Genomic DNA, 12,945 nt, shown 5'->3' with positions numbered 1-12,945 from the left:
AAACTTTTTTAATGCTCTTATCCACATACTCTCTCTAATATAACAAGATTATCTTTGGCGTATTCTAGTATTATATAGATACTTAGAAATTTGCTGTGCTCTATCCTCATCATCTGTGGTTAATAACTCTAAAACAATTCTTGCATTACTAATCATACCAACAGCACTCGTTGTTGGTGTTAATAAATTTATAATTTTATCTATATTCTCATCATCAAGTTCTTCAACGTTATTAAAATTAATAATTGCTCTTAAACCTATATTATTTGTATTATCTAGAAATTTCTTGCCTTCTTTTAAGAAAACTGCATTTTCACCTCTAGATGAAGAACCTGCCCATTTAGTACCAATTAAAATTAAATCTAGATATTTATTAATACTCTTCATATTATAATAAATAGCTATAGCTTGCATTAATTTAAATGTTAATGCACTTATAGATAAAGTCTTATACCTGTATTGACATCCTTTTTGTCTAGGATTTATATAAATATAATCCCTTTTCTCGTCTGTCTTCTTGTTCTCAAGAACTATAAGATCAATACCTAGGCTTTCACAAAGTTCTACCTCTTGCTTCGAAACTAAATCTACTCCTAATGTAATAAGTAGCTCTCCTCCTAAAAAGTCAACTTTTGTTTTTATATCAAAAGTGTCTACTTCCTTACATTCTTCCCCTCCGTCATGTATCATGTACTCTACATCAGCATTCAAGTATCTTAGCACTAAGCTTAAGGAAGCAATTGCACAAATACCATCTACAGTGTTTGTTCCATATATAATGATTCTTTCCCTATTATTAATAGCAGTTACAAGACGTTCTATTGACTTGTTCATACCTTTTAATATAAAGGGATTATATCCTCTTATGTAATTAGGGCAATATATGCTCTCCCAAAACTTACGCATCGCTTACTATCTCCTCCATAAAATTAGAAAACAATAATATTATAATTTAAAACAAGTAATTTGACAAATATTTATGACAAAAAAATATAAAACCTTCAAAACTTAGTTTTGAAGGTTCATATTTTTTACGTCTTGTTTATAAATTATGCTCTTATTCCCTTCTTTTTTGAGGCTTTATTTTTAAGCCAAACCCAAGTTGGTGAAGCTATAAATATTGATGAATATGCTCCTGTAGCTATACCAATTACAAGTGGGAATGAAAAATCTCTAACAGCTGGTACAAATACATTAACTGCTATTATAGTAATTAATGTTGTAAGTGTAGTGTTAATAGATCTTGACATTGTTTGTGTTAAACTCTTATCTGCAACTTCTATTGTAGGTGCAGTTCTCATAGTTTTATAATTTTCTCTTATTCTATCAAAGATTACTATAGTATCATTTATTGAATATCCAATTATTGTTAGTATCGCAGCAATAAATGGTGCATTTACTGGTATATTAAATATTGCATAAACACTTAATGTAACTAATATATCATGAATTAATGCAATAATAGCTGAAACACCAAATTTAAATTCAAATCTAATTGCTATATATATAAGCATAGCTACAAATGCTACTATTATAGCAAAAATAGTATTTCTAGTTAATTCTTTTCCGATTGAAGATCCAATATCATTTTGAGATACTAATGCATCTTGTTTTAAACCATAATCTTTTTTAAGTTTATCAAATATTTCATTAACTTTCTTTGAATCTAACTTTGAAGATTTAATTTCATATTGATCTTCATTTACAGTGTTTGTAAGTGCATCTTCTGCATAACCTTTTACTATTTTGTCTACTGCCGCTTTATCAAAAGGCTTTCCAAAATCAAATACTACTTGAGTACCACCTTTAAAGTCTATTCCGAAGTTTAAACCTCTTGTAAACATAAAGCCTAATCCAACTATTATAAATATAAGAGATAAAGAAATCCATATTTTTGATTTTTCTACTATTCTAAGCATGTCTTTACCCCCTCTTTACCTTTGCTCTAAAATAAGATGGTTTTTTTAATATTCCCATATTTAAAGCTTGATTCATTAAGAACTTTGTAACTACTAATGCTGTAAATAAACTTACAACAATACCTATTAATAATGTTATTGCAAATCCTTTAACTGCACCTGAACCCATAAAGTATAATACTAATGCAGCAATTATTGTAGTAACATTTGAGTCTACTATTGATGATAGTGCATTTTCAAAACCTTTCTTTACAGCAGCTTTTGAGGAAACCCCTCTTCTTAATTCTTCCCTTATTCTCTCGAAAATTAAGACGTTAGCATCTACTGCCATACCAATTGTCAGTAAGAAACCTGCTATACCTGGTAGTGTTAAAGTAGCACCAATTTCAACGAATATTAATAAAACAAGTGTAATGTATAGTGTTAATGCTATACTTGCTATAAATCCTGGTACTCTATAATAAAGTATCATGAATAAGAATATTAATCCTACTCCGACAACTCCTGCTTTAACTGCATTTGGAAGAGCTGTTGCACCAAGTTGTGCACCAACTGTTTGTTGTGAAAGCGCTTTTATTGTAACTGGAAGTGCACCTGAATTTATAAGACCAGCTATATTTTTAGCTTCATCCATACTGCTCATTCCTGTTATTACTGCTTTCCCATTTGTAATTTGACTTTGAACTAATGGATTTGTAAGTTGTTCATCGTCCATATTGATTGATATTCTTTGATTTAAATATTGTCCTGTAGCCTCTGCAAATTTCTTACTTCCTTCATCATTTAATTCTAATGAAACTTCTGGTTTGCTTGATTGTTGACTTAATATTGCTGTGGCTTCTTTAACATCTTTACCTGTTAAAAGAACCTTTCCATCAGGAGATTTAAATGTAAGATTACCTGTTTTACTTAGTGAATCTACAATTCCTTGTGAGTTATATTCTCCTGGAATATCAACTCTTATTCTGTTATCCCCTTCTGTTGTTACAACTGTTTCAGCTACTCCAAGCTTATTAACTCTTAGCTGAATTAAGTTTTTTGTTTTTTGTAAGTCTTCTTTACTTACATTCTCATCTTGAATTCCTAATAAAACAGAAACTCCACCTTGCAAATCTAATCCCTTTGTAATAGTTTGGTCAAATGATTTAACCTCCCATCCACCTATCGTTACTCCTCTAAAGCATACAAACGTAAGAATTATGATAGCTAGGGTGCAAAGTGTAAAAATAAATGTACTTTTTCCTTTTGCCTTCATCTTTATCCCCCTTTGTGAGTTTTTAATCAAATATTTTTCTTTCTTTAAAAATAAATTAATTTACATTTATTGGCATTTTATTATTTAAATCGTTTTTAATTATACCATATAAGAAAGCTATTATAAAGTATTCTACTATTATTATAACCTTTTTTTAAGAACTTATCTAAAAAAGTGTAAAGCTAGTATTTTTATGCTATAAAATTTTAAAATCCATCAGTTAGATTTAACTGATGGATTTTATTAATATTATTTATTTTCATCTTTAGCTATTTTACTAGCTATAGCATTTTTAACTAATTTTATTTTAGTTCTATCTGAACTTGTTTCTATAGTTATATGCTCTTCGTCCATTTGAACTATTTTTCCAACGATTCCGCCTCTTGTCATTATATCATCGTTTAATGATAATGAGTTCATCATTTCTCCATATTGTTTCTTTCTTTTCTTTTCTGGTAAAATAATCATGAAGAAGAAAAGTCCGAATATTAATACTAATGGTATTATATTATATAAAGCTGCTCCCATTATTCTACTTCCTTTCAAATTGTATTATTATTTTGGAATATAATTCTATCCATAAACTGAGTTTACATTTATTTAAATTTGTTGTCAACAAAACTTTATGTCTTTGTAGTTAATTCATTTTAAACAAACTTAAATATTCCACTCCTTAAGCTTTTGTTCTTTAAATTCCTTAAATCTTCCTTCATCTATAGCGTTTCTTATATCTTCCATAAGTTTATTATAGAAATAAAGGTTATGAAGAACGCATAATCTCATAGCAAGCATTTCCTTAGCCTTAAATAAGTGTCTTATATACGCTCTAGTATAATGCTTACATGCAGGACATTCACATCCTTCATCTATTGGACTTTTATCTAGCTCAAATTTTTTGTTCATTATGTTTATCTTTCCGTTTTTAGTAAACACGTGTCCATGTCTTCCGTTTCTTGCAGGAAGTACACAGTCAAAGAAGTCTACACCTCTATCTACAGCTTCTAATATATTTGCTGGAGTTCCAACTCCCATTAAATATATTGGCTTATCTTCTGGAAGATATGGCACAACTGCATCTATTACTTCATACATTTCTTCGTGAGTTTCTCCAACAGCAAGACCTCCAATTGCGTAACCGTCTAAATCCATTTTTGTGATTGTCTTTGCATGTTCTATTCTTATATCTTTAAATGTTGCTCCTTGGTTTATACCAAATAACATTTGTTCTTTATTTATTGTATCTGGAAGTGAATTTAATCTATCCATTTCTTTTTTACATCTTTCAAGCCATCTAGTTGTTCTTTCAACTGACTTTTCAACGTATTCTCTTGGTGATGGTATTTCTATACATTCATCAAAAGCCATTGCTATTGTTGATGCTAAATTACTTTGAATTTGCATACTTTCTTCAGGTCCCATAAAGATTTTCTTTCCATCTATATGTGAGTTAAAGTAAACCCCTTCTTCCTTTATCTTTCTAATTCCAGCTAATGAGAATACTTGGAATCCACCTGAATCAGTAAGGATCGGTCTATCCCAGTTCATAAATTCATGTAATCCACCAAGTTCTTTAACTACTTTATCTGATGGTCTTAAGTGAAGATGATAAGTATTTGATAATTCAACTTGGCATCCTATATCTTTTAAGTCCATACTTGAAACTGCACCTTTAATTGCAGCTAATTTTCCAACGTTCATAAAAACAGGCGTTTCTATTGTTCCATGAGGTGTTACAAATCTACCTCTTCTAGCCTTCCCGTCTTTTTTTAATAGCGTATATCTTTTACTCAAAAATTTCACTCCTCTAATTTATCATAATGTTATTTTATAAACATAGCATCTCCAAATGAGAAGAATCTATATCTTTCTTTTACTGCTTCATTATAAGCATTTAATACATGATCTTTTCCAGCAAGTGTGGATACTAACATAATTAAAGTTGATTCTGGAAGATGGAAATTTGTAATTAATCTATCTACAACTTTAAACTTATATCCTGGATATATAAATATATTAGTCCATCCACTACACTCTTTAATTCTTCCATTTTCATCGCCTATAGTTTCAAGAGTTCTAGTTGAAGTTGTTCCAACTGATATTATCTTTCCACCTCTATCTTTTGTTTCATTTACTATTCTAGCAGTTTCTTCTGAAACTTGATAGAATTCTGAGTGCATAACATGCTCATCTATAGTTTCAGCCTTTACAGGTCTAAATGTTCCAAGCCCAACATGTAAAGTAACATATGCTATATTTACACCTTTTGCTTTTATTTGTTCTAATAATTCTTCTGTAAAGTGAAGTCCAGCAGTTGGTGCTGCAGCTGATCCCTTTTCTTTTGAATATACAGTTTGGTATCTTTCACTGTCTTCTAATCTTTCATGAATATATGGAGGAAGTGGCATTTCTCCTAATGAATCTAATACTTCTTCAAATATTCCATCGTATTCAAATTCAATAACTCTATTACCAGTTTCTAATACTTCTAAGACTTCACACTTAAGTTTTCCATCTCCAAATGTAAATCTTCTTCCTGGCTTTGCTGTTTTACCTGGTTTTGCTAAACATTCCCACTTATCTCCTTCTAATCTCTTTAGAAGTAAGAATTCTATTTTTCCACCAGTATTTTCTTTTTCTCCGATAAGTCTAGCTGGCATAACTCTTGTATTATTTAAAACTAAAGTATCTCCTTCATTTAAATAATCAATTATATCCTTAAATATTTTATGTTCTATTTCTCCAGTTTTCTTATCAAGTACCATTAATCTTGAAGTATCTCTCTTTTCTAATGGATGCTGTGCTATTAATTCTTCTGGTAAATAAAAGTCAAAATCGCTTACTTTCATTATATTCTCTCCTTACTCATTAAAAAAACTTTTTTGTTCTCCATGTTTGCTTTTTTCTCCAAACTTTCTTCCTAAATGTTTATAGGCCTTTTCAGTTGCAACTCTTCCTCTTGGTGTTCTTACTATAAATCCTCTTTGAAGAAGATAAGGTTCATATACATCTTCTATAGTTCCAAGTTCCTCTCCTATAAAATAGGATAAAGTTTCTATTCCAACAGGACCACCTTTAAAATTATCTATTATAGCTTCTAAAATTTTATTATCAACTCTATCAAAACCTTGATTATCTACTTCTAAAAGCTCTAAAGCTTCTCTTGCCTCTTTAAAGCTTATAATATTATCAGATTTAACCTCTGAATAATCTCTAACTCTTTTTAAAAGCCTATTTGCAATTCTTGGAGTTCCTCTTGATCTTCTTGCAATTTCATCTGCGCCTTCAACTGTTATTGATGATCCAAGCACCATAGAACTTCTAATTATTATATCTCTTAATTGCTCTTCAGTATAGTATTCCATTGAACAAAGAACACCAAATCTATCTCTTAATGGAGATGTTAACATTCCAATTCTTGTTGTAGCTCCTATTAATGTGAATTTAGGAAGATCTAATCTTATAGATTTTGCAGCTGCACCTTTCCCAATTACTATATCAAGTGCATAATCCTCCATTGCTGGATAAAGAATTTCTTCTACGTTTCTGTTTAATCTATGAATTTCATCAATAAATAAAACATCATTGTCTTGAAGTGTTGTAAGTATTGCAGCTAAATCTCCTGCTCTTTCTATTGCAGGTCCTGAAGTTACTTTTAAGTTTCCACCCATCTCTATTGCAATTATATTTGCAAGGGTTGTTTTACCAAGCCCTGGTGGACCATATAAAAGTACGTGATCTAGTGCTTCTCCTCTATTTTTTGCTGCTTTTATAAATATATCGAGTCTTTCTTTAACTTTATCTTGACCTATATATTCATTAATTTTTTGAGGTCTTAAACTTAATTCATTATTAAAGTCTTCATTAAGTTCATCTGGTGTAATAATTCTTTCCATACCTTATTCACCTACCCCATTAATACTCTTAAAGAATCTTTTATCATAATTTCTACAGTATTACTCTTATCTATATTCTTTATTGCCATATTGGCTTCTTTTTCACTATATCCAAGGGCTAAAAGAGCACCTAATACTTCTGAAACTTTTAAAGCATAATCATCTTCTAAACTATTTTCTTCATAACTTACAACATTTTCATCATTAATAAGTTCATCTGGTTTTAACTTATCCTTAAGTTCTAATATAATTCTTCCTGCAGTTTTCTTTCCAATTCCAGGTGCTCTACATATATGTTTTTCATCACCTGTCATTATTGCATATTTTAAATTATTTATTCTACTTATAGATAGTAAAGAAAGTGCTGCTTTTGCTCCAACTCCATTTATTGAAAGAAGCATATTAAACATTTGAAGTTCTTCTCTTGAAATAAATCCATATAATCCTATAAAGTCTTCTCTTACAATTTGAACTAAATAAAGCATTACTTCTTCACCAATTGATGGCATACTAGACATTGTTATTCCTGAAGAAAATATTTTATATCCTATTCCATTATTTTCGATAATTACGTAATCTTTTACTATTCCAACATATTTCCCTTTTATGTATTCGTACACTACTAAAATCCCCCTCTCCACTTTTATATAGGTGAAAGTATGTTCCCATACAAGTCTACTTAATACTTTATCATTTTAAAGGAAATCTTTCAAGAAATCATAGTATTTTTATAAATAGTTTAAGACCTAACAAAAATTTTTGTTAGGTCTTAAAAATAAATGATTTTTACAATTAAAAATTGTATTATATATATTAATTAAGAGGTTTTAAGTGGTTAGCTCTGTTATCTTTTCTTCAACTTCATTTAAGTTTTTGCTATTAAAATACTTATAATTTTTTATTTTGTTAGCATCCACTTCCATAAAGTTGTCTATGCTTATGTCATCTGAATAAACCTTGTGAATATTAAGGTTTCCATTATCATCTGTTTTATAAATTGCTAAATATCCGTCTTTTTCTCCTATATAATAAGTATTTTTTTCTAATGAATCTTTAGAATCTCTTTTAAATATAATACCTTCACTTGATCTACTTGATAATTTATATCCATCTTTAGAAACTGCTTTAGCTAATTCATTTTCTGTCACATTATTTTTATCTATTTTATACTCATCTATTAAAGCTTTAATTGTTGTAACTTTATCTTTAGTATTTTCTGTATAAAAAGCTACCTTTAAATCATTTTTTAAAATTTCATTAGCTTTACGAGCATTTGTTTCTTCAGCTAATGTATTTAAATATTTTAAATTTCTTTGTTCTATTTTTTTATTTACTATATAATATGTTGAAAAAAATAAACCAACAATTAAAAAAGCTGAAATAGTAATAACTTTCTTCTTATTCACTCTCATCTTCATCACTCCTTATTGGTCATTATTTCCTGTATGCATATTTTTATACAGTATTTTTATATATTTTTAAAATAATAAGCCTTGCTATAATAACAAGGCTTATAAAAATTAGTATAAATATTCATTTCTTAATTTTTTCATTAATTCTTCATCTAATCCATATTCACATTTAAAATATTCATCAAATGAACTATATTTATCTTTAATAGTTTTAATGCTTAATAATAAAAATTCCTTATCTACACCTAAAATATCTTTTATTAAGTTTTTCATTTTATCATCTTTTAAGTGGTCTTTACACATATCTAAAAGTTTTTCATTGCTTTTAGCTCTATAGTAATTACTTTTTAAATAATCGTCTATTACTGTCTCTTCATCTACACCTAATGCTAATAAAATTAATGCAGACCCTATACCTGTTCTATCTTTTCCAGCTGTACAATGTTGTAATATTGCTGTATTATTTGGATCTTTAAAAAGATTCATTAGTTCTTTGTAAGCTTTATTATTTATAGGCATATTTTTATAACCTTCTTCAAGTATTTCTTTAGGAGTCATACTTGAACTTTTTCCTGAAAGCATATCTCCTACATACTGTGTCATATCTAAATTATCATTATCTAATGAACTCATAGCTGATATGTGTATATTTTTTACTCCATCTACTTCTACATCTTTAGCTTTTTCTTCTTCGCTGTCTGATCTATAATCTAATACGTATTTTATATCTAATGTTTTAAAGTATTCTAAATCTTTTCCTGTAAGATTAGATAATTCTTCTGATCTATAAAATAGTCCCCACTTTACTTTTCTTCCATCTTTTGTAGTATACCCACCTAAATCTCTAAAATTACAAAAGTTTTTAAGAGGTACTAATCTTTCTGCTAAAATAAGTTTTTCCCCATCACTTTCTATTTCATAAAAAGTTCTATTATTAGGTTTTGGATCATTAAATTCAATCGTATCTGTATTTTTTATATCCATTAAAAATATATTTTCGCCCTTTATTGTATCTTTATAATATAGCTTTCCATCTTTACAAATTCTATTTAATTTAATTATTATACTTTGGTTATTCTCTAACTTTTCTAAAGTTCCATCTAATCTTTCCATACATTAATCCTCCCTTTATAAACAACAATATATATACCATTATACATTAATCCTCTAAATATAGATTTTAATATTTAAGTATAATTGTTATATTTCTTTTACATATAAAAATAACTTATATTATTTACTTATTTTAAGTATATTTTCATATATCTTGTACAAACTTTAAAGTTGACAATTCAGATAGGAATTATATATAATTAAAAATACAAAATCTTGTAAGGAGTCGAAAACAAATGAAAAGAAAGATATCACTCGTAATTTTATCACTCATTATAATTATCTTATCTTTTATTGGATGTTCATCTAAAAACAACAATCCTGTAGTAGATTCATCTAATAACAACAAAACTATAACTGTTGGTACATCTGGAACTTATTATCCATTTACATTTTTAGAAAATGGGAAATTAGAAGGATTCGAAATTGACACTTGGAACGAAATAGGCAAAAGAATTGGCTATAACGTTAAATTTAAACCTGCTTCTTTCAGCGGATTATTTGGAATGCTTGAAAGCGGTAAAGTTGATACTATAGCAAACCAAATCTCTGTATCAGATGAAAGAAAAGAGAAATACTACTTCTCAACACCATCTATTTATAGTGGTGCTCAAATAATAGTAAAAAAAGATAATGATACAGTAAAATCTTTTAACGATTTAAAAGATAAGAAAGTTGGCGTAGACCTTGGAAGTAACTATGAAAAGATAGTTAAAGAAAAAGGAAAAGACTTAAACGTAAAAGTAATTACTTATCAAAATACAGATGCTGCATTTAATGAACTTTTACTTGGAAGGATAGATGCTGTTGTTATAGATAGAGTATCTGCTATTGCTACTATTAAAGAAAAAGGATTAAACCTTAAACTAGCAGGCGAACCTATAGATAAAATAGAAAATGCTTATCCTTTTGTTAAAGATAAAAACGGAAAAGAACTTGTAGATAAAGTAGATTCTGCATTAAACGCAATGAGAAATGATGGAACTTTAAAAGAAATCTCTGAAAAATGGCTTGGAATGAATGTAACAACTCCAAACAACGTGGAAAATAGTAATAATTTAGATAATACTCATACTAGTGGTGTTTCATTTGATTTTATGTACTCATTAAAATTAATACCTATGCTACTTAATGCAATGAAAGTTACTATTTCTCTTTCAATCTTTGGTATGATATTAGGACTTGTTGTTGGTATAGTACTTGCAATTATAAGAGTATATAAACTTCCTGTTTTAAAACAAATTGCAGAAATATATATATCATTCTTTAGAGGAACACCTCTACTTGTACAATTATTTTTATTATATTTTGGTATTCCACAAGTAATACCAGCACTTCAAAATATGAGTGCTTATATGGCTGCACTTATTGGACTTGGTCTTAATGCATCAGCTTATATTGCTGAGATTTTAAGATCTTCAATAGATGCAATAGATAGAGGACAAATGGAAGCTTGCCTTTCTCTTGGCATGACAAAGGGAGAAGGTCTTAGAAGAATAATTCTTCCACAGGCTTTTAAAATTGCAGTTCCACCACTTGGAAATATATTTGTAGATACAGTTAAAGGATCATCTTTAGCATTTACTTTAGGTGTTGTTGAACTTCTTGCTAAAGCACAAATGGCAGCTTCATCTAGTTATAAATTCTTTGAAAGTTATATTATTGTAGCTATTATGTATTGGATAGTAATTGAGTTCTTTAGTTACATCCAAAAGATACTAGAAAGAAAGCTTTCAGTTTACTAAGAGGTGATTTTATGATAAAGGTAAGTAACTTAAAAAAACAATTTAATGGAATAGATGTTTTAAAAGATATTAGTATAGATGTAAAACCTGGAGAAGTTGTTGTTATACTTGGACCATCAGGATCTGGTAAATCTACTTTTTTAAGATGTTTAAATTATTTAGAAAAACCTGATGGTGGTACTATTGAAATTGGAGATGCTAAAATAGTAGCACCTAAAGTATCAAAGAAAGATATTCATAACTTAAGAAAACAATCTGCAATGGTTTTTCAACACTATAATCTTTTTAATAATAAAACAGTACTTCAAAATGTAACTGATGCTTTAATAGTAGTTAAGAAATTAAATAAAGATGAAGCTAATAAAATTGCTTTAGATGCACTAAAAAAAGTTGGTATGCTTGATAAAAAGGATGCATATCCTAGAACTTTATCAGGTGGTCAAATGCAAAGAGTTAGCATAGCACGCGCTATGGCCATAAACCCTAATGTTATTTTATTTGATGAACCTACTTCTGCTTTAGATCCAGAACTTGTTTCAGAAGTATTATCTGTAATTAAAGATTTAGCAAAAGAAAATAGAACTATGATTATAGTAACTCATGAAATGTCTTTTGCAAAAGATGTTGGAGATAGAATAATATTTATGGCAGATGGATTAGTCGTTGAAGAAGGCACTCCAGATGAAATCTTTAATAATCCTAAACATGATAGAACTAAACAATTCTTAAATAGATTTATTGTTAAATAAAAAAGAACCTAATAATAGGTTCTTTTTATTTAACCATTATACCAATTTCAGTTACATAATCATCTGGAGTTAAACTAGTTAAACTATCTAAAACACAGTATTCATAAGAATATTCACCTATATCATAACCTCTTTTATAAATTTCAGATAATAATTTTTCATAAGTCTTTCCTACATCTTCATACTTTCCTTTATGATATGTCACTGCATATAATCCTTTAGGCTTTACTATAACGCATTTATCATCTACCTTATTATTAAGAGGGAAAAAAGTATATGATGCTTTTGTATAATCTTTATTTTTTAAATCTTTTTTAGCTATCATAACTCCTACTTGATAATCATATGAATAATTTTCATTCATAACATTTTTTAATAGCTTTTTAATTGAAATATTTGTAGCTAATAAATCGTAAGGCTTCTCTACCTTTTCTGCAACTAAGTATTCTTCTTTAGTTTCTTTAAAATAAACACTATTTTCATAGTTTTTTATATTTTCTAATGTTTCAATTTTATTCGTTAATCTTTTTATTATTAATTTTAATTGAAGTTCTTGTTTTTTTAATTCTTTCTTCTGATTTTTCATTAATTCTAAAGTAGAATCTATATTTCTATCTTCTAAAAAGGTTTTAATTTCTTTTAGAGGAATTCCTATTTCCTTTAATATTAAAATACTATCTAAGACTTCTAATTGCTCTGAAGTATAGTATCTATAATTATTTTTAGAATCTATTATTTTAGGCTTGAATAAGCCAATTTTATCATAAAAAATCAGAGTTTGTTTTGATAAATTGTGTAATTTTGCAAGTTCTCCTACTGTAAATTTGACATCCATTTATATCACCTTGAAAAAATTAAA

13 protein-coding genes are annotated in these 12,945 nt (G+C 28.1%); 2 read left to right on the top strand and 11 right to left on the bottom strand.

The genetic code is table 11. The annotated features are described in order from the left end of the window. Positions 1-48 precede the first annotated feature (48 nt). The 10 genes from ACZ5TJ_RS06110 to ACZ5TJ_RS06065 all read right to left on the bottom strand — a co-directional run bounded on the left by ACZ5TJ_RS06110 (position 49) and on the right by ACZ5TJ_RS06065 (position 9,592). On the bottom strand, positions 49-906 hold the full coding sequence (locus ACZ5TJ_RS06110; RefSeq protein WP_464202005.1) for a DHH family phosphoesterase: 858 nt from the start codon (positions 904-906) through the stop codon (positions 49-51). Positions 907-1,049: 143 nt separating this feature from the next. After that, positions 1,050-1,919, bottom strand: a complete 870-nt coding sequence (secF, locus tag ACZ5TJ_RS06105; protein ID WP_464202003.1) for a protein translocase subunit SecF — start codon at positions 1,917-1,919, stop codon at positions 1,050-1,052. 4 nt (positions 1,920-1,923) lie between these two features. Then, entirely contained in the window at positions 1,924-3,174 is a 1,251-nt protein-coding gene (secD, locus tag ACZ5TJ_RS06100) for a protein translocase subunit SecD (protein ID WP_464202002.1), read from the bottom strand. A 249-nt stretch (positions 3,175-3,423) separates the two neighbouring features. Next, positions 3,424-3,702 carry a preprotein translocase subunit YajC gene (gene yajC, locus ACZ5TJ_RS06095; protein WP_464202000.1) on the bottom strand — a complete coding sequence of 93 codons (279 nt, stop codon included), beginning with the start codon at positions 3,700-3,702 and terminating at the stop codon, positions 3,424-3,426. Between the two features lie 129 nt (positions 3,703-3,831). Next, positions 3,832-4,965: a tRNA guanosine(34) transglycosylase Tgt gene (tgt, locus tag ACZ5TJ_RS06090; protein ID WP_464201999.1), complete on the bottom strand. Its 1,134-nt coding sequence runs from the start codon at positions 4,963-4,965 to the stop codon at positions 3,832-3,834. 29 nt (positions 4,966-4,994) lie between these two features. Beyond that, positions 4,995-6,020: a tRNA preQ1(34) S-adenosylmethionine ribosyltransferase-isomerase QueA gene (gene queA / locus ACZ5TJ_RS06085; RefSeq protein WP_045726173.1), complete on the bottom strand. Its 1,026-nt coding sequence runs from the start codon at positions 6,018-6,020 to the stop codon at positions 4,995-4,997. 12 nt (positions 6,021-6,032) lie between these two features. Further along, complete coding sequence (ruvB, locus tag ACZ5TJ_RS06080; RefSeq protein WP_039316428.1) at positions 6,033-7,067, bottom strand: Holliday junction branch migration DNA helicase RuvB; 1,035 nt, start codon at positions 7,065-7,067, stop codon at positions 6,033-6,035. An 11-nt stretch (positions 7,068-7,078) separates the two neighbouring features. Next, positions 7,079-7,687, bottom strand: coding sequence for a Holliday junction branch migration protein RuvA (ruvA, locus tag ACZ5TJ_RS06075; protein ID WP_464201997.1), 609 nt, complete (start codon positions 7,685-7,687; stop codon positions 7,079-7,081). A gap of 207 nt (positions 7,688-7,894) precedes the next feature. Next, complete coding sequence (locus ACZ5TJ_RS06070) at positions 7,895-8,479, bottom strand: hypothetical protein (RefSeq protein WP_464201996.1); 585 nt, start codon at positions 8,477-8,479, stop codon at positions 7,895-7,897. Between the two features lie 108 nt (positions 8,480-8,587). After that, complete coding sequence (locus tag ACZ5TJ_RS06065) at positions 8,588-9,592, bottom strand: tyrosine-protein phosphatase (protein WP_464201995.1); 1,005 nt, start codon at positions 9,590-9,592, stop codon at positions 8,588-8,590. Positions 9,593-9,828: 236 nt separating this feature from the next. Here ACZ5TJ_RS06065 and ACZ5TJ_RS06060 point away from each other — a divergent pair, with 236 nt between their 5' ends. Together ACZ5TJ_RS06060 and ACZ5TJ_RS06055 are read left to right on the top strand one after the other, a co-directional pair. Beyond that, positions 9,829-11,337, top strand: coding sequence for an ABC transporter permease subunit (locus ACZ5TJ_RS06060; protein ID WP_464201993.1), 1,509 nt, complete (start codon positions 9,829-9,831; stop codon positions 11,335-11,337). A gap of 11 nt (positions 11,338-11,348) precedes the next feature. Further along, positions 11,349-12,086, top strand: coding sequence for an amino acid ABC transporter ATP-binding protein (locus tag ACZ5TJ_RS06055; RefSeq protein ID WP_464201991.1), 738 nt, complete (start codon positions 11,349-11,351; stop codon positions 12,084-12,086). 25 nt (positions 12,087-12,111) lie between these two features. Here the strand turns inward: ACZ5TJ_RS06055 and ACZ5TJ_RS06050 are convergent, their stop codons facing one another. Continuing rightward, entirely contained in the window at positions 12,112-12,921 is an 810-nt protein-coding gene (locus ACZ5TJ_RS06050; RefSeq protein WP_464201989.1) for a MerR family transcriptional regulator, read from the bottom strand. Between the last annotated feature and the right edge of the window lie 24 nt (positions 12,922-12,945).

Source organism: Clostridium budayi (genome assembly GCF_055396605.1).
Note: the sequence above shows the minus strand (reverse complement) of the source record. Positions and strands in the feature narration are given on the sequence as shown.